Raw genomic sequence first — 17,113 nt, 5'->3', positions numbered from 1 at the left:
TCCTCCCCCCGGGCCGGGGCGCCGTTGACGGCCCCGGCGATCCGGGCGTGGTACTGGCCCTGGTGGGCCACCTGCGCGCGCCGGTTGAGGTCCCCGACGGCGTAGAACCAGCCGTCGGCGACGTCAGTCACTTGGAAGGTGTCATCCACCTTCAGCCATTCACCTGGAGTGAGACCGATGGTCTCCAACCCGAGGTCCCAGGTTCGCGGGGCTCGTCCGGTCGCGACGAGGATCTCGTCCGCCGCCAGTTCGCCGCCGTCGTCGAGAGTGAGTCGCACCTCGCCGTCGCCACGTGTCATGGAGACCACCGACGTCCTGAAGCGGATGTCGACGCCGGCCTCCAGCAACCCCTCGGCGACCAGTTCGCCGGCGAACGGCTCCATGCGCTGCAGCAGCCCGTCCTCCAGGACCAGCATCGTGACCTGGGAACCCAGCGCTTGCCACGCGCTTGCCATTTCGACGGCCACCACACCGCCGCCGACCACGGCCAGACGGCGAGGCACACGGTCGGCGCTGGTCGCCTCACGGCTGGTCCAGGGCTGAACACTGTCCACGCCAGGGATGTCGGGCAGCGCAGCGCTGGTGCCCGTGGAGGCGACCACGGCGTACCGTGCACTGAGGTTGATCGTGCCGCCTTCGGAAGTCTGCACGCTGACCTGGCGCGGTCCCGCCAAGCGGCCGTGACCACGTATGAGATCGACCGAGACCGAGTCGAGCCAGTCGACTTGGTCCTCGTCCTTCCAGTAGCTGGACATCCTGTCGCGGTGGGCGAGGACGGCCTCGACGTCCAACGGACCGGCCACCGCGTGGCTCAGCCCGGGCACTCGGCGCGCGTCGGCACGCGCCACGACCGGGCGCAGTAGCGCCTTGCTCGGTTCGCAGGCCCAGAACGAGCACTCGCCACCCAGCAGTTCGCGCTCCACGATCACGGTGCTGAGTCCGGCTGCACGGGTGCGCTCGGCCACGTTCTCGCCGACCGGTCCTGCGCCGATGACGATCACATCGTAGGTACGGGTGGTCTCTTGCATCATTGTTCCGTCTGTCGGTAGTCGGTACTTGGTCACTGGTTCTGCGGGATTCAGTTGCCGACACGGGTGCGCTGACGCAGCGCACCCGTGCCGGCCCGGCAGTTGCCGGGCCGACATGTCCGGGGCTTGAGCTGCCTGGCAGTCCGCCCCCCGATCTCGTTCGTGCGGGGGAGCGGCTGGACGGTCAGCGGCCCGGGAACCGCTGCTGGATCTCCTGGAGCACCCAGCCGTTGCCGTCGGGGTCGCTGAAGGTGGCGAACGAGCCGTAGGAGGCGCGCTCGGGGTGCAGACCGGGCTCGCGGCCCTGGCCCTCAAGCCGGTGGGTGACGTCGCCGCTGTCGTGTCCGTGGAAGAGGAGGCCTCCGGCGTCGTGGAAGATCTCGCTCACCTCGATACCGCGGCCGAGGAGCTCCGCACGGGCCTCCTCGATGTCGAGGACGGCCAGGTACAGGCCCTGGGCTGAGCCCGGCTCGGCGGAGGTCATTCCCGTGCCGAACATGATCGAGCACTCGGAGCCGGGCGGCGTGAAGTGCACCGCGCGCCAGTCCTCACTCACGGCCTTGTCGAGGTCCAGACGGAACCCGAGTGCCTCGTAGAAGGTCTTGGCCCGATCGACATCGGACACGGGCAGCACGGTGACTTCGAGCTTCATATACATCTGGTCGCTTTTCCTTCTTGGTTCACAACCGAAGTCGGCGAACGCGCTGTCCGCCGCCGACCGGCTGATGCGACCTGGATGACGGTTGTGATCCAGGTGGGGAAGACCGCGGCGTCCGAACGGTGAAGGGTCGGGTCGTCGGCGGTCACCACTGCCAGAGATGCCTGCCCCATAGGCGCGGGACGGGGTGCCGTGCTCGGGTTGCTCGCCGGAGCACCGCCCGGTGGCGTGGCGCATCCTTGGTTATGACCGTAAAGGATTAGCTCATAACTAGCAAAGCTCGACGGGGAGGGGAACGTCACATCCCGCCCGGTCGGGATCGGCCGATGTGTATGGGTACTCCAGTTCGATTACGTCCACGCATGAGGTGGCGGGTCGATCGCCGGGTGCACTGTGACAGGAGCCTCCTGGGTCAGTGAGTCCATACGCGCGTACCAGCCGAGAGGCCGCCCGGAGGATCACTTCGAAGACGGGTCATGCTCGGCGGCCAGTGCCTTCTTCCTCTGCCGGTATGCGCGCATCGACTCACGCGAACCGCATCCCGGGCCGCAGAAGACGGTGCTCTTGTTCCGCGTCCGGTCGAAGAAGCCGAAGTGACACGGCTGGTGCCGGCATGCCCGCAGCCTGTCCCAGACGCCCGTCTGGGCGAGCTCCGTGGCGTTCGCCAACACGGTGCCGAACAACCCGGGTACATCGGTCTGCGCGGGTGCCAGGGACGCCCCGGACGCGGTGACTACCGTCACCAGTGGATACCGGGAGGCGGCGTGGCGCAGGTAGCCCTCCGCCTCGGCGAGCACGCCGGGGGTGGTGTCCTTGTCGGCGGAATGAGCGAGCAGGACGGTGATCAAGGCTTCGCGCAGCTCGCGGGCGCTGGCCGCGTCGGCCTCCGTGACATGGGTCGTCTCCCAGCCCAGGGCCTGCTCCCGCAGCCATGCGCGCAGAGCCTCCGCGCTTCCGAAGCGCTCCGGCAGTCGATGGGGTCCCGCGGGGTGCGTATTGACGAATTGCAGGACCACGTCAGCCGCCGGCGGCTGGGTCAGTGGGCTGGGCTCGGTCGTGCGCGGGGACATCATCGACCTCCTCGATCATGGAATGCATCAGCCTCAAGGTTATTACCGAAACGGTTATGGTAGCTACTTTCTTCCCGTGAACCGAGAACTGTCCTCAGCATCTCTTCCCAAGGCACGGAGCGGCACCCGGAGCGGGCCGCCGCTTCGCGGAGTCCTGAGTGGGGAGAGCCGGGCTGCGCCGTCGTACCTATCCAAGTTCCCTCCAGGTTCCGCGTCCGCTCCTGCCGGTGCCTTTCGCCCCGCCGTAGAGTGAACCTCATGGCCATGGTGGAAGTGATTCAGCTCTTGTTGTCACCGACCCATCGCTACATGGGACGGCCGGCCGACGGCCCGGCTGCGACCGAGGAAGACGAGCTGGTCGAGAGGCTCGAAGTCCGGCGCAATCTGGGGATCGTCGGCGACCGGTACTTCGGTCACCCGGCGCACCGCCGCGCCGCCGTTACCTTGATGGCAGTGGAGAATCTTCCGAGGCACATCAATGCGGCCGTTGACCTTCGGCAGACGCGTCGGAACGTGCTCCTGAGAGGAATAGACATCGATGCGTACCTGGGGTCGGTGGTCAGTTTGGACAGCGGCAGCGGCCCGGTGCTGCTAGCGGTCAACACCGCTGCGAGGCCGTGTGCCTGGATGGAGACCACCATCGGAGCCGGTGCCCAGCGGGCGCTGAGAGGTAAGGGCGGGGTGCGCTGCACACCGCTTTCCGATGGCGTCATCACCTTGGGAGCCGCATCACTCACGACCACTGTCATGGACTCGCAGGAGGCACGCTGACCTCGATGCCGTAGTCGTGACCTGGCAGGTGCAAGAGCTTGGCAGGTCCGTTCGTCGCCGGTCCACCGTCTCGTGCCGCAGCGCAGTCACCTCTTCACTGAACGCGCCGCCGCAAACTCGGCTTCATGCGCTTCGAGTATCTCCCCGAGCCGTCGGGCCGCCGGGCCTCGGCCCGCGAATGCCGTCGGCCTTCGTCACTGTCACGGGTGCGGTTGGCCACCTGGCAACACGCTTCGCGCTGCCCCCCCGTGGCGCAGGGACGTAGCCATGCCGGACGAGCGTCCCCGAGGCCCGACGTGAGGACCGCGCAGTGACAAGCAGATCCGACGGCGTGGCCGCTCAAGACGGCGCACGAGTGCCGGCGGAGAACGTCCTTGCCGCCGTCACCGCCGGAAGCCTCGCCTACAGCGACGGCGCGGGATCTCGTCGGGACTCGGCATCGACCGCAGTGGCCGCCTACCGCAGTCTGAAACGACGGCCTGCCCTGCGAGGTGCCGTCAGGAATGGGGTGCGTGAGAATGTGAATGTGTACCCCTGGACGTTCGCACTTCCTGAGTCCGGACCCGACGGCAGCCAGTGCCCGCCCGCCGAGGGGGAGTCGTGAAATCCGTGACCGACGCAGACTTCGAAGAGAAGGTCCTGAGGAGCGACAAGCCCGTGCTCGTCGACTACTGGGCCGAGTGGTGTGCCCCATGCCGCCAGATCGCCCCGATTCTTGAAGAGATCGCGGCCGAGCACGGCGACAAGATCGAGATCGTCAAGATGAACGTCGACGAGAATCCGCTGACCCCAGAGCAGGCCGGCATCACCGGCATCCCTGCCCTGCACGTGTTCCGGGACGGCGAAGTGGTCAAGCAAATCCTTGGGGCCAAGCCCAAAGCCGCCCTTCTGCGAGACCTGGCCGACTTCATCTGAGACGGCGCGGGACACCGCGATGTGGTTCGCACGGCACCTGCAGCGTGGCAACCGATGAACGGAGCACCGAAGTGTCCAGCACTTTGAGGACGAGCAAGAGGCGCTACCTGAGCGCGGCCGCCGGCGTGGCGGTTGCCCTCGCGGGAGTCACGGCGCTCGTACCGTCGGCGTCGGCCGACACCTCCGTCGCGAAGCCTCGCGTCGATACCTTCGAATTGGTTGGCAAGCAGACCTCCGCCGGTGAGGTCGATCTGGGCGAGGCGGGCGTCAGCGTGGGTGACCAGCGGGTCGTTCACGAGGACCTCTACCGCGACGGCAAGAAGGTGGGCGACCACAGTGCGGTCTGCACCTTCACGCAGGTCACCCCTGCCGCACTCCAGTGCATAGGCACCTTCGCGCTGCCCGAGGGACAGTTCGCCGCACAGTCCTTGCTGCACCTGCCCGCCCCGGACTCGGTCGACGTCGGCATCACCGGTGGCTCGGGCGACTACAGCACCGCTCGCGGCTTCATCCGCACCGTCCCCGCGGGTGAGACGGAGCGCCACTTCACCGTGCACCTGCAGCGCTGACAGCCCGGCTGTGGGTCGACGAAGGGCAGGCCGACGGCGGACCTGATCGGCCGCCGCCTCTCGGGGAACGCGCGCACGTTTCCGCGACGTGCCGCCCGGTAAGAGCGGCCTGGAGGAGTCCCCGGAGACTGTCGGGCAAAGGCATGCAGGGCGGCCGCACCCGTATATCGGTCATGGCAACGGCTGCTGCCGCAGGGACCGTGTCTCAGGCGGCGCGGTCGCGCATCTGTAGCGCTCCCTCCTACGGCGCCCCCGTAGCGTGTCCCGGCTTCCGTCGCCGGTGTCGCGCGCCGCGGTGCGGTCACGCAGGGGCGAGGGCCGGGGTTCATCGGTGCAGAGGCGGTGCAACGGGCGAACGGACAGGCAGGTCAACCGCCAGGCGACCAGAAGTGCCGCGACCGGCACGGCCAGGCGCAGCAGCCCGGTGGCGGGACCAGGGGACATGAAGGTACCCAGCGCCATCGTCGCCCCGACGCCCAGCAGCCAGGCAAGGACCGTCAGCACCGTGAGCGCGACCGACACCGGCACTCCACCCATGCCCCATGGACCGAGGTCCACGTCCGCGTCGAAGCTGGCGGGGGCGGCGACCCGTACCGCGACCAGCAGCCAGAAAGACATGAGCACGACGAGGGCGGCGGTGAGCACGATCGTTGGCAGGCCGGTGGCGGCCTCCAGGAACATCCGCATGAACCGCTCCCCCTTCTTGCCCTCGGCACACGCGCGTCGTGGTCGGTGATGCGCTGCTTTTCGGATTCCGGTGCCGGGCACCTGCCGGTGTCCGGCACCGGAACCATCCGCAGTGCTCCTCCGCGAGCCATGCTGCCCGGAAGGAGCACCCTCGCGCATTGCCGGTTCCCGGCAGCGTTCATCAGGGTCTCCATGCCGGTGGGCCGCCAGAAGCCGACACCAGCGCGCCAATCGTGCGGGGGACCGTGTGACGGACCGGCCGGTACGGGAGCAGGATGTGGACGACTGTGCCCACATCCTGACCCAGGTCTCGGCCCCCGACGGGCTACCCACCGTGACGGGAACGCCGCCCGGGTGCGCACAGGTCGAACAGGCCGCAGACGCCGCATCCGGCCCGCGTGCCCTGATCAACACCCATCTGTCGGCGGCGCGCGCGGCCTGGCCCGCCCCCTCGGCTCCGCCGACAGCGCCCTCGCCGGGGGCGGCATGGGTCATGACGGTATGTCAAGAAGAGTCAGTACGCCGAGAGTTCATCGACGACCTGCGCAACGGCCGCGGCGACCTGCACCACCTCGCCGAGGCTTGGCCTACGGCCGTCCACGCGCACGCGGTCGCCGTCGCCCACGGCCCGGCCCCCCGCGTTAACGCGGGGCACCAGCATGTGGAACGCTCCCGCATCGTCCGCTCGGCGAACGCGGCATCCTGCTCACCACCGGAGATGGCCCGCGCTCAACAGGTCCGCGACGGCCCCCAGCCCTCATCAACAGTTGATCGTTCGCTCAGCGGAGCCTCAAATCCGTATAACGGTCCAGTTACGGGCGCTGGGACTTTCCGAGATTACCCACCGTTATGTGACTTCCATCACTAAAGGATTCGTAAAAGGCGTGCTAGAACTGCGCAACCCCGCACGGGCTCCTGGCCCCTCTGCGGAGTGCCGGCACGCACCGGCAGTACGACCAACGTGATCACAGCCCGAGTCCGCGGGCCGTGCCACCGCGGCTCGCCGATCGGACAACGGCGTTCGCTCAAAGACCGCACACTTGCCGGCGCAGCCTCCCCGGGCGCCGGTCCCCCCTGCGCCACCGAGGTAGCCATAGTGTCTCTCGACGCATTCACCGATTCCGTCGACAAAGCAGTCAGCTCCTTCTTCGAACCGATAGCCACCTGGCTCGGCGAAGTCGTCTTCTACGCCGTCCCCGTCGGCGGAACGGACCTGCCCCTCATCGTCGCCTGGCTCGTCGTCGCCGGTCTGATCTTCACCGGCTGGTTCGGGTTCGTGCAGTTCCGCAAGTTCCGGCTCGCCGTCGACGTGGTGAGAGGCAAGTACGACGAGAAGGGGTCGGCCGGCGAGGTCAACCACTTCCAGGCCCTGACGGCGGCCGTCTCCGGCACCGTCGGACTCGGCAACATCGCCGGTGTGGCCGTCGCCGTCTCCATCGGTGGGCCCGGTGCCACCTTCTGGATGATCCTGTGCGGCCTGCTCGGTATGGCCACCAAGTTCGTCGAGGTCACGCTCGGCGTGAAGTACCGCGAGGTGCACGCGGACGGCACCGTCTCCGGCGGCCCGATGCACTACCTGCCCAAGGGCCTCGCCGACCGCTTCGGCAAGAACGGCAAGACCTTCGGCAAGGTCCTCGCCGTCCTCGCCTCCTTCATGATCCTGTTCTTCGGCCTCTTCGGCGGGAACCTCTTCCAGGTCAACCAGAGCTACGCGCAGCTGGTCTCCGTCGCCGGTGGCGAGGACGGCGCGATCGGATCCTCCACCGGCGCGCTGTTCTTCGGCATCCTGATCGCCGCGCTCGTCGGCATCGTCCTGCTCGGCGGCATCCGCTCGATCGCCAACGTCACCAGCAAGCTGGTCCCCTCCATGGCCGGCATCTACATCGTCGCCTGCCTGATCGTCATCCTGGTGAACATCACGGCTGTGCCCGACGCCTTGGTCTCGATCGTCGAGGGCGCCTTCAACCCCGAGGGTGTCGCCGGTGGTGTCCTCGGCGCGCTGATCATCGGCTTCAAGCGGGCCGCGTTCTCCAACGAGGCCGGTCTCGGCTCGGCGCCGATCGCGCACTCCGCGGTCAAGACCAAGCATCCGGCAAGCGAGGGCCTCGTCGCCCTGCTGGAGCCGTTCATCGACACCGTCATCATCTGCACCATGACCGCCCTCACGATCGTGATCGCCAACCCGGCCAGCTGGGCGGAGGCACGTGACGATCAGTCCATCGGCGGCGTCACCATCACGTCCGACGCCTTCGGCACGGTACTTCCCTGGTTCCCGTACATCCTCACCGTCGCCGTGATGCTGTTCGCCATCTCCACCGTGCTGACCTGGGGCTATTACTGCCTCAAGGCATGGACGCACCTCTTCGGCCGCAGCAAGGCCAGCGAACTGACCTTCAAGGTCGTCTACACGCTGTTCGCCGTCGCCGGCTCGCTGCTCACGCTGCAGACCCTGATCGACATGGCCGACGCCGTGCTCTTCATGCTCGCCGTCATCAACATCATCGGCCTCTACCTTCTCGCCCCGGTCGTCAAGCGCGAGCTGAACTCCTTCCTGGAGTTCGTCCGCGCCCGCAACGCCGGCGAGATCGACGAGGCCGACGAAGACCAGGAGCCGGTGAAGAGCACCGCCTGACCGCCTCCCACGGTCAGGGAGCCCGACTCCTGAGCGGGCCTGTCCACACCTCGCGCCTTGGTGTGAACAGGCCCGCTCGCCATGCCCGCACACCTCGTTTCCGCAGGTGAAACTGGGTCTGGCAGGACAGCAGGCAGGCGGTTAGGGTGTGAGGAACGCGTCAATGACCCGCCAAGGAGGCGGTGCCACACGACGCGCGGTGTGCCGGGAAGTCTGGTCGGCGTCCTGGGGCTCGTATGCCCTGAAGTCGACGCCCCGGAGGTCCCACTGATGGCTGCCGCACCACGCGAACGCTCCCCGTTCCTCGGTCTCCTGCCGCTGCCCGAGCGCAACGCGGTGGTCCAGGCCCTGAGGACGGAAACGGTCGGCGGGCTGGTGCTGCTCGCGGCCGCCGTCGTCGCGCTGATCTGGGCGAACAGCCCATGGAGCGGGGCATACGAGCAGATACGAGACTTCCATTTCGGCATACCGGCGCTCGGCCTGGACCTCTCGGTGGAGCACTGGACGGCCGACGGACTGCTTGCGATCTTCTTCCTGGTCGCAGGCATCGAGCTGAAGCGCGAACTGGTCGTCGGTGAGCTGCGCACCCCGGCCACGGCGGCCCTGCCGGTCATCGCCGCGCTGTGCGGCATGGTCATGCCCGCGGTGCTGTACGTCGCCACCGCCGCGGCGGGCGGCGGCAGCATGGACGGCTGGGCCGTGCCCATGGCCACCGACATCGCCTTCGCACTCGCCGTCCTCGCGGTCCTCAGCACCCACCTGCCCGCCGCGCTGCGCGCGTTCCTGCTCACCCTCGCCGTCGTCGACGACCTGGGCGCCATCCTGATCATCGCGGTCTTCTTCACCAGCGACCTGAACTTCGCCGCGCTCGGCGGCGCCTTCGCGTGCCTGATCGTCTTCTACCTGCTCCAGCGCTTCCGCGTGCGAGGCTGGTGGTGGTACGTCCCCCTCGGCGTCGTGACCTGGGCACTGATGTACAACGGCGGCGTCCACGCCACCGTCGCCGGCGTGGCCTTGGGTCTGATCCTGCGTACCACCCGCGACGAGAAGGAGACCGCCTCGCCCGCCGAACGCACCTCCCACTTGCTGCACCCGTTCTCCGCCGGAGTAGTGGTCCCCCTGTTCGCCCTCTTCGCCGCAGGCGTGGGAGTGACGGCCGCTTCCCTGGGTGAGGTCTTCACCCAGCCCGAGCCTCTCGGTGTCGTCGTGGGCCTGGTCGTGGGCAAGACCCTGGGCATCTTCGCGGGCACCTACCTGGCCGCCCGCTTCACCCGTGCCCGGCTCAACCCGGACCTGGCCTGGGCGGACGTCTTCGCGCTTGCCGTCCTCGCCGGCATCGGCTTCACCGTGGCACTACTGATCGGCGAGCTGGCCTTCCCCGACCCGGCCGCAGCCGAGCACGTCAAAGCCGCGGTGCTCATCGGCTCACTCGTCGCCGCGGCCCTGGCAGCCCTTCTGATCAAGCGGCGCAACGGCATCTACCGGCGCCTGTACGAAGAGGAGAACCTCGACGAAGACCACGACGGCATCCCCGACATCTACCAGCGGACCGGCGCCGCCGAGCGCTGATGCAAGGGGTTGCGGCCGTGCAGGCGTCATTCCTTGACCGCGGTGATCGTTGCCGCCGGCTCTCTCATGGCACGCCGCCCGACCGGCCATGGCACGCCGCCCGACCGGCAGCAGTCGTCACGCGGCTTCGCCGTAGCGCTCGCCCGCGTTCGCCGAGGCGATCCAGCTGCCCCCGGCCCTGGAACGGGCCTGGCACACGCACGGTTACTACGGGTCGGTCAGCCACAACACCAAGGCCGTCTACCAGCGCTACCTTGGCTGGTTCGACGGCAACCCGGCCCACCCCTGGGAGCACCCACCGGTCGAGGCCGGGCGGCGCTACGTCGACTACATGGGCGGCTCGGCCGAGGTCCTGAAGCGTGCCCGGCAGTCCTTCGCCGACGGCGACTTCCGGTGGGTCGTCCAAGTCGTCCACCACGTCCTGTTCGCCGAACCGGACAACGCCGGGGCACGGCGACTTCAGGCCGACGCACTGGAGCAACTCGGATCCGGCAGCGAGAACGGAACCTGGAGAAGCTTCTATCTGATCGGCGCCCTGGAACTACGCCAGGGCTCGGTCGGCACACCGACCTCCACCGTCGCACCGGACCTGCTGGCGGCTCTGACGTTGGAGCAGCTCGTCGACTCCCTCGCCATTCGCGTCGACGGGCCGCGTGCCTGGGACGCGGACATCACCGTCCGCTTCGACCTCACGGACGGCGAACCCGCCACCCCGCGCCTGCGCAACGGCGTCCTGCCCCACACCACCGGCACCGGTCCCGCGGCTACCGACCCGGAGGTCACGATCACGCTCGACGAAGCCGCCCTCCGCGCCGTCTCGGCACCGTCACGCCCGATCAGCTGGCCGGCCGTTCGGACGTCGAGATCACCGGCGATCCGGGAAGACTGTCCGCACTGCTCGGCCACCTTTCCGCCCTGGACCCCGACTTCGCCATCGTCACTCCCTGATCCGACGACGGCGAACATGCCGGGACCGCCGACCGACGGATGTCCGCCGGCCACGGGTAACCGAGCCCCCGTCCGGACTTGGTGCCGGCGTGCACCCGCGATGCGGATCCCCAGCCACGCCGACACCCTCTAGTCGTCTTCCTCCGTAAGGGCGTCCTGGATCCGCCGGGCCACCGTGGCGACGTCCATGCCGTTGTCGGCGGGAATCTCGATGTTGACCTTCTCACCCTTCGCCGTGATCTGGACCGTGATGCCGGTGGGGCGGCCGAAGGTGTTCCGGATGAGCTCCGTGAGCCGGAGGAAGGTGTCCGGTGCCTGAAGGAGGCTGATGGTGGTCGTGGTCACGGTGATACCGATCAGGGCGATCTCGGCGGCGGAGCCCCGAGTGCCCGGGCGGATCGCCAGCCTCTGACGCACGAGAGCGTCGGCGAGTTCGGACGGCATGGCTACGGCAATCAAGAGTCGCCCTTTCATAGGTGTCGGAGTCGGCCGTGCGGTGCGCGCGGACGAGACTGTGTCAGTACGCCTGGTAAGCGGCCCAGATGACGGGGTGCGGGTCACGGACGTCGTCGCCGGTGTCAGTCGTTCCGCGCAGTGAGCAGATCTTCCACTCGTTGAGCATCCGCAGCTGAAGCCTTCTCAGCAGGGCTGCGTGATCGCCCTGCGGCCGCTCCAGCATGCCCTCCACGATCAGGTCCTCGAACACCTCGGTGAACGACGAGTCGAGGATGTCGACGGACGTGGCGATCACCTGGTCGGCACCCGACTGGACGGCACCGGCGGCGAGCCCGATGGCCTCGCCGCCGAGGGACGAGGCGGTCGAACTGGAGCAGCACGACAGGACCACCCGTTGCGGCATCGGCAGGAACGGTGTGCCGTCGTCGAGGCTGCCGAACAGTTCCCCCGAGCTCACGAAGTCGTCCCCGGCCAGGGGAAGGGCCGCCCACGCCGGGTCGGAGTCGTGCACCGCGTGTCCGCGGTAGAAGAACAGCCCCTGGGCCGAAGGCCCGATCCGGTGGAGCGCCTGAAGCAGGGCTTCCTTGGTGGCGGGCACGGGAGACCCCACTGCTTCCAGCAGTGTGGCCGCGCTCCGTACCACGGACTCCGAGGTGCGCTCACGAAGCGTCCCGTCCGGGTTGTCGCATGCCAGCAGGAACGGTGCGGGTGATGAGGAAGGCTGCCCTGTCCGCGCGCCGCGCGCCGAGCGCATGAGCTGAGTGGGAGTGGAGGTCCACATCCGTAGTGCGGCCCGTTCCACCAGTCGATGCTCGGTCCCCGGGATCATCGCGATCGGCCAGGGCACACAGGCGAGTTCGCGTGCCGGGGAGATCGTCAGTGGCAGCGGATCGGCTTCCGTGGCCGCGCTCAGTTCCTCGACCAGTCGTGGCGGCAGGAGATCGCCGACCGTACGGGTGATGATCTGTTCCTCGGGAGACTTCCAGCTCTCGAGATGTGTGTAGGGCTCGTAGTAGTCGCCGGGTCCGCGCCGGTAGGGGAACAGGCTCCAGGTCTTCGGTTCGGACGACTGGGCCTGCCCGGCCAGGGCCAGCAGTACCGGTTTGACCCGGCCCCGCTCCCGGAGGTCCTCCTTGCCGTATCCGATCGGCTTCGCGTCCAGGGCGGCGAACCAGAAGAGGTAGCCGTCCTCGATGTGCGAGGACCAGAAGAGGCCCGCGGGCAGTGCCTCGTCCAGAGGCCGGGGCGCGAGTGCGTGCGCTCTCTCGGCGGGCAGGACGTCGCCGTAGTGGGGCATGAGAAGCGTCGTGCCCTGAAAGGACACGGGCGAGGGGAAGTGCAGCAGCGTCGCACCGAACGCGTCGTCGAGCGCGGTGAAGAGTGCCTGGGAGACGAGCGGTGTGCTGCTCTCCGCCGCATCGGTCGCCTCCGCCGACGTGCTGAACCCGCTGTCCGCGAGCTTCGAGGTCTCCTCCTCGGCATCGACCTCGACGACCGTTCCGATCATGGACTGGAGTCGGCACGACTCGATGAGTTCGGCCACGGCCCGGCCGTCTCCGAGGGCAGTCGCCGATGCCAGCGCCGCGTGCCTCGATGGCCCGAAGTTCGCCCAGAGAGCGACACGTTGCGTGTGCGAGCAGGCGCGGTAGCGCTGAGCGTCCAGCTTTGCCCAGGCGGCGAGAGCAAGACCAAGTTCTTCCTCGTAGCGGCCCAGGGCCACCCAGATCGCCGCGGCCCTCTGCTCCAGCTCCCCGATCAGCCAGTAATCGGCCTTCTCCACGGTCAGCCGCCCGATCGCCGAGGTCAGGAGCCTCAACGCCCGCTCCGGCTGAGCGTCCTCGGCGAGGCGCTCCGCCAAACAGGAGGCCAGGTACGTGTACGGGATGATTCCCAGCTTGCGAACCCGATCGATCCCGGCGACGTCGTGCGCGCCGACGCCCGGCGTCTCATCCAGCACCCGCGCGGCTATCCGATGGAAGACGGCGGACGCTCCGTGACTCGCCCCTTCGGTGGTCTTCAGATGGTCGAGCGCGCCGTCCCGGTCTCCTGCCTTCATGGTGAGGACGACCAACTGGCAGTAGGTCCGGCGTTTGTGCCGACGCGTGGGCCAGTAGATCGCGGCTCCCGCGAAGCACTCCGCCGCGGTGGTCCAGTCGGCGAATCGCACATATTCGCGCCCGAGCAGTTCGTAGAGGATCGCCAGCCGCCTGTCGGCCGGCGGCAACGAGTCGCGTGGCCCGGGGTGTCGGACAATGCGAATCAGCATCGAACGTACATAGGAGAACCCCGCGTTGCCCGAGTCGTCGGCATCTGCGACGGTCACCCCGCCGAGGACCCCCTCGAGTTCCAGGAGGTCACGGCGCAGTGCATCCGGGAGATCCGCACTGTGTTCGAGAAATGCGTCGATGAGTGCTGCGATCCGCTTGATGCCGGGGGAAGCCACCGCCCCCCGGTCCGGACGTAGGCGGCGTCGCCCGAGACGTCCCGCCACAACGAGAAGACGTCCATACGCGGTTGATCTCATGCCTGCCCCCAACGGCTCAGGCTCCCCTGTGCGGCACCAGGAGATTCGGGGCGCAGTGCGACCGATGTCCGGCAGCGGGGTAGCCATGGAAATCATGCCGTCCCCCGGCGGCCGGAAGGGCCGGTTCACGCGATTTCGGGATACGCCAGGCGAGGCTCGTCCCGCTGGGTGCAGTGGCTCAGCCGGCCTGCTCGCGGACGTGTCGAGGCCGCAGTGCGCGAGCCGGCCAGCCCGGCATCCATGCGCGTGTCGCTGAGACCGTGCCGGATCAGCTGGTCAGCGGGCTGACGGCCGCCGACGTCGACCGGGGTCGCCTGTCAGTCGGCGCCTCGGTTCGGCGGTCGGCCCGCTGCGCATCGCCTCCGTCCACCTGTCAGCCGAGCGCGAAGCGCAGCTCGGCGGCTCTATGCCGCCGCCCGGACGGCGCTGGGCACCCGGATCGTCATCGGCGACGTCCACGGGAAGGGCCTTGAGGCGGTCGGGGACGCTGCCCTCCTGCTCGGCGCGTTCCGTGGCGCGGCCCACCGTCAGGCGGACCTGGCCGAACTCGTCGCCTTCCTGGAGGGCTGGGTGACGACGCCGCCATGGTGGCGATCAGCGGCTGCCGGGACCGTCGTGAGCAGACCACGGCACGTCCGTCGGCGGTGGCAAGTGGGCCGTCGAGAGGAACCGTGCGGCGGAGGGCGTCTCGGTGCCGGGTCGGGAATGCGACGGCGAAGGCCGCTGTTGTTCACGACAGCGAATGGCATGCACCCGCCAGTCGCGATCCGTGGGTGAAAGGAGGCCTCATGGCACGCAACGCCACTCGTCCCGTCGTCACGCTGAAGTCGACGGCCGGGACCGGCGTCACGTACGTGACGCGCAAGAACCGTGGGAACGACCCCGACCGGCTCGTCCTGCGCAAGTACGACCCGGTGGCCGGGGAGCACGTCCTCTTCCGTGAGGAACGCTGAGCGGTGCCACCGGCGGCGACCTCTGCCGGATGCCCTGGCGGGAGCACGGCACGACGCCCCCCGTCTGTCGCCGCAAAGGCGTAGGCGAATCCCCAGCCACGCACAGGAGGTGCAGAGTCATGAAGGTACGTAAGTCCCTGCGTTCACTGAAGTCCAAGCCGGGGGCGCAGACAGTGCGCCGCCGGGGTGTGACGTTCGTGATCAACAAGAAGGACCCGCGCTTCAAGGCGCGCCAGGGCTGACGGCGCTCCGCTTCGAATCGACCGACTCCGGCCCCGCCACGCGCGGGGCCGGAGTCGGTCCACAAGTGCGGGGAGTCCATAAGGGCAAGGGCGTCGACGGCATCGAGAAGCCGCTGGGGCGCACCGGACTCGGAGCGGCAGCAGTGTGTACGCCCGGCATGCGGGGGTGAGCTCCCGCGTCAGTCACCTGAGTGGTTTGGGCACCGGGCCCGACGATCGGCTGCCATCTCCTCCTAATCTCTCTGGGTAGTCGCATGACTACTCTGAGCGAAAAGGGGAGAGGGATGCGTTTCACGTCCACTGGCCGACTGGCGGCCGTTGCCTCGACAGCACTGCTGCTGCTCGGCGGGGCTGCCACCTCTGCACAGGCGGCGGCACCTGGACCCGTCCTGTACTCGATCGACTTCTCCAACCCGCAGGAGCAGGACGGCAACAACCTGCCCGAGCCCTACGGAAGGGTCTGGCTACAGGCGCCCTGGGGCCAGCAGACCGCCCGGTGGGAGCACCCGGACGTCGGCCTCAACACACCCACACTTCCGCGCTACCCCGATGCCGCCCCCTACGAGATCAGGTTCGCCGACCACCCCGTCACCGAGGTCTGCGCCGTCGTGAACGAGGACGACACCGGCATCAACGACGACGACGTACTCGCCGCGGGCTGCGTGCCGGTCCACGGCCCCGGCAGCTACACCGTCTCGGGCGACGACGGATCAGTCACCGTCAACCTGTACGACGTCTGACAGCCCTGCTGAGCTCATCGCCTGTCATCCCCCGCCGTAGCCCCCACAGGCCCCGGCGGGGGCTGCTGCCGTGAAGCACCTGGCGGACGTGAGTCCGGGAGTCCAGCGGCGTCATCACGGATTGGCGAGGGACCGTACTACTCATCGCCGAGGAGCGTCGTTGGCCAGGTGTGAGCCTTGCGTCGAACGATGACGACAGCGCGGTGTCCGACCGGCTGGCCGGTGCCTACCGGCAGGACAGCTCGTCCCGTTCACCCGTAGATCCGAGGGTTCCAGCCCGATGGCGACCGCAAGGCGGGGCGCCGGTTCGAGCGGTGTCGGCCAGGTGCCCAGCCCCATACGCCGCTGCACGGCTGGGGCGGTGTCCGCACTCATGCGTGCCGTGGGGCCCTTGACGGTGATGGGGGCCAGGGCCGGCTCGACGCTGGACTGCAGGTCACCGTCGTTGCCGCCTCAGACGTGGGGATGAGCGTCAAGGAACCGGTGGAGGGATGCCGTCATGTGCGCCACGAAGGAGTCACGGGTCCGGTCGGACACCAGACCCAGGGACAGGTATGGGTTGAGGTCCTCCAACTCGACCAGCAGCAGCTCGCCTTCCCGAGTGCGGCAGGCGTCCACGCGCTGGATGCCGTGGTCGAGCGTGTTCCAGTCGAGGAAGCGCTCAGCGAAGGTCAGGTCGGCGTCGGTGGGCTCGTAGCGCTCAAGTTCCCAGCGCCGCTCGGGATCGGGGGCGTGCAGGGCGTACTGGAAGGTGTCGTCGATGTAGTAGAAGGACACCTCGTAGCGGAAGTCGACGCGCGGTTGGACCAGGATGTCACCGTAGGCGATGCCACCCAGCTGCTCTCGGGGGACGAAGGTCAGGCCTATCGAGTCCGCGCCCACCTTCGGCTTGACCGCGTACTGGTCGGTCTCGGGCAGCAGATGCAGGTGCTCGGACCGGGCGATGGTGGGGATGACGGGGTATCCGGCGGCGGTCAGGTCCAGCAGGTACTGCTTGCCGGCCATGTCGCCCCGACCGGACAGCGGGTTGTAGACCCGGGTACCGCGGGCCGTGGCCTGCCCCCGGAAAGCGTCGTACTCGTTCTGGTAGTGCAGCACGGGCCCGCTGTTGCGGACCACCACCACATCGAAGGCGTCCATCAGCGCGGCGGCTTCCAGCGGGTGGCACAGTGCGATATCGAAGTGGTCGCGCAGGCGTGAGGTCAGCCATATGTCCTCGTCGCAATAGCGCCGTCCCCGGGCCTGGTAGGCGAGGTCGGTGACATACAGAACTCTGCGGCTGTCGGGCAACGTGCGTCTCCTTGGACGGTGCCACTGTTCATGCGACGCACGGTGGTCTGCGCAACGCGTC

Annotated in this window: 16 protein-coding genes and 1 pseudogene; 10 read left to right on the top strand and 7 right to left on the bottom strand. The window is 68.4% G+C overall.

Features of this window, described 5'->3' with window-relative positions; all coding sequences use genetic code 11:
• The 3 genes from AB0O67_RS24635 to AB0O67_RS24625 all read right to left on the bottom strand — a co-directional run.
• Window positions 1–1,028, bottom strand: a 1,028-nt coding sequence (locus AB0O67_RS24635; RefSeq protein ID WP_365453795.1) for an FAD-dependent oxidoreductase, incomplete at its 3' end; no start/stop codon positions are given.
• Between the two features lie 184 nt (window positions 1,029–1,212).
• Entirely contained in the window at window positions 1,213–1,686 is a 474-nt protein-coding gene (locus AB0O67_RS24630; protein WP_365453792.1) for a VOC family protein, read from the bottom strand.
• A gap of 458 nt (window positions 1,687–2,144) precedes the next feature.
• Complete coding sequence (locus tag AB0O67_RS24625; RefSeq protein ID WP_365453789.1) at window positions 2,145–2,759, bottom strand: ABATE domain-containing protein; 615 nt, start codon at window positions 2,757–2,759, stop codon at window positions 2,145–2,147.
• Between the two features lie 255 nt (window positions 2,760–3,014).
• On the opposite strand from AB0O67_RS24625, the gene AB0O67_RS24620 reads away from it, so the two are divergent.
• The 3 genes from AB0O67_RS24620 to AB0O67_RS24610 all read left to right on the top strand — a co-directional run bounded on the left by AB0O67_RS24620 (window position 3,015) and on the right by AB0O67_RS24610 (window position 5,011).
• On the top strand, window positions 3,015–3,527 hold the full coding sequence (locus tag AB0O67_RS24620; protein WP_365453786.1) for a molybdenum cofactor biosysynthesis protein: 513 nt from the start codon (window positions 3,015–3,017) through the stop codon (window positions 3,525–3,527).
• Window positions 3,528–4,127: 600 nt separating this feature from the next.
• Window positions 4,128–4,442: a thioredoxin gene (trxA, locus tag AB0O67_RS24615; RefSeq protein WP_365453783.1), complete on the top strand. Its 315-nt coding sequence runs from the start codon at window positions 4,128–4,130 to the stop codon at window positions 4,440–4,442.
• Between the two features lie 71 nt (window positions 4,443–4,513).
• A complete protein-coding gene (locus AB0O67_RS24610) occupies window positions 4,514–5,011 on the top strand; it encodes a hypothetical protein (RefSeq protein WP_365453780.1) in 498 nt (165 codons plus the stop codon).
• A 171-nt stretch (window positions 5,012–5,182) separates the two neighbouring features.
• Here AB0O67_RS24610 and AB0O67_RS24605 read toward each other — a convergent pair whose 3' ends face one another.
• Window positions 5,183–5,698 carry a hypothetical protein gene (locus tag AB0O67_RS24605; protein ID WP_365453777.1) on the bottom strand — a complete coding sequence of 172 codons (516 nt, stop codon included), beginning with the start codon at window positions 5,696–5,698 and terminating at the stop codon, window positions 5,183–5,185.
• Window positions 5,699–6,794: 1,096 nt separating this feature from the next.
• On the opposite strand from AB0O67_RS24605, the gene AB0O67_RS24600 reads away from it, so the two are divergent.
• The 3 genes from AB0O67_RS24600 (at window position 6,795) to AB0O67_RS24590 (ending at window position 10,980) form a co-directional block, all read left to right on the top strand.
• Entirely contained in the window at window positions 6,795–8,330 is a 1,536-nt protein-coding gene (locus AB0O67_RS24600; protein ID WP_365453774.1) for an alanine/glycine:cation symporter family protein, read from the top strand.
• A 270-nt stretch (window positions 8,331–8,600) separates the two neighbouring features.
• A complete protein-coding gene (nhaA, locus tag AB0O67_RS24595; RefSeq protein WP_365453771.1) occupies window positions 8,601–9,899 on the top strand; it encodes a Na+/H+ antiporter NhaA in 1,299 nt (432 codons plus the stop codon).
• Window positions 9,900–10,059: 160 nt separating this feature from the next.
• The gene (locus AB0O67_RS24590) at window positions 10,060–10,980 is read left to right on the top strand and encodes an alkyl sulfatase dimerization domain-containing protein (protein WP_365453801.1); all 921 of its coding nucleotides are present in this window, start codon (window positions 10,060–10,062) and stop codon (window positions 10,978–10,980) included.
• Here the strand turns inward: AB0O67_RS24590 and AB0O67_RS24585 are convergent.
• The gene (locus tag AB0O67_RS24585; RefSeq protein ID WP_365453768.1) at window positions 10,977–11,291 is read right to left on the bottom strand and encodes a hypothetical protein; all 315 of its coding nucleotides are present in this window, start codon (window positions 11,289–11,291) and stop codon (window positions 10,977–10,979) included. The two genes, AB0O67_RS24590 and AB0O67_RS24585, sit on opposite strands and share 4 nt — an antisense overlap.
• 73 nt (window positions 11,292–11,364) lie before the next feature.
• Window positions 11,365–13,569, bottom strand: a complete 2,205-nt coding sequence (locus tag AB0O67_RS24580) for a CHAT domain-containing protein (RefSeq protein ID WP_365453765.1) — start codon at window positions 13,567–13,569, stop codon at window positions 11,365–11,367.
• A 598-nt stretch (window positions 13,570–14,167) separates the two neighbouring features.
• Here AB0O67_RS24580 and AB0O67_RS24575 point away from each other — a divergent pair.
• From AB0O67_RS24575 to AB0O67_RS24560, 4 genes and pseudogenes are all read left to right on the top strand, one after another.
• Window positions 14,168–14,391 (top strand): annotated as a pseudogene (locus AB0O67_RS24575) (SpoIIE family protein phosphatase); the annotation flags it as partial.
• A 224-nt stretch (window positions 14,392–14,615) separates the two neighbouring features.
• Window positions 14,616–14,780, top strand: coding sequence for a 50S ribosomal protein L33 (gene rpmG / locus AB0O67_RS24570; protein ID WP_365453762.1), 165 nt, complete (start codon window positions 14,616–14,618; stop codon window positions 14,778–14,780).
• A 119-nt stretch (window positions 14,781–14,899) separates the two neighbouring features.
• Window positions 14,900–15,022, top strand: coding sequence for a type B 50S ribosomal protein L36 (ykgO, locus tag AB0O67_RS24565; protein ID WP_365453760.1), 123 nt, complete (start codon window positions 14,900–14,902; stop codon window positions 15,020–15,022).
• A gap of 284 nt (window positions 15,023–15,306) precedes the next feature.
• Complete coding sequence (locus tag AB0O67_RS24560) at window positions 15,307–15,762, top strand: hypothetical protein (RefSeq protein WP_365453757.1); 456 nt, start codon at window positions 15,307–15,309, stop codon at window positions 15,760–15,762.
• Window positions 15,763–16,215: 453 nt separating this feature from the next.
• Here AB0O67_RS24560 and AB0O67_RS24555 read toward each other — a convergent pair whose 3' ends face one another.
• On the bottom strand, window positions 16,216–17,052 hold the full coding sequence (locus AB0O67_RS24555; protein WP_365453754.1) for a hypothetical protein: 837 nt from the start codon (window positions 17,050–17,052) through the stop codon (window positions 16,216–16,218).
• Window positions 17,053–17,113 lie beyond the last annotated feature (61 nt).

The sequence above is a fragment of the Streptomyces sp. NPDC086077 genome, from assembly GCF_040686175.1.
Classification (GTDB): Bacteria; Actinomycetota; Actinomycetes; order Streptomycetales; family Streptomycetaceae; genus Streptomyces.
Note: the sequence above shows the minus strand (reverse complement) of the source record. Positions and strands in the feature narration are given on the sequence as shown.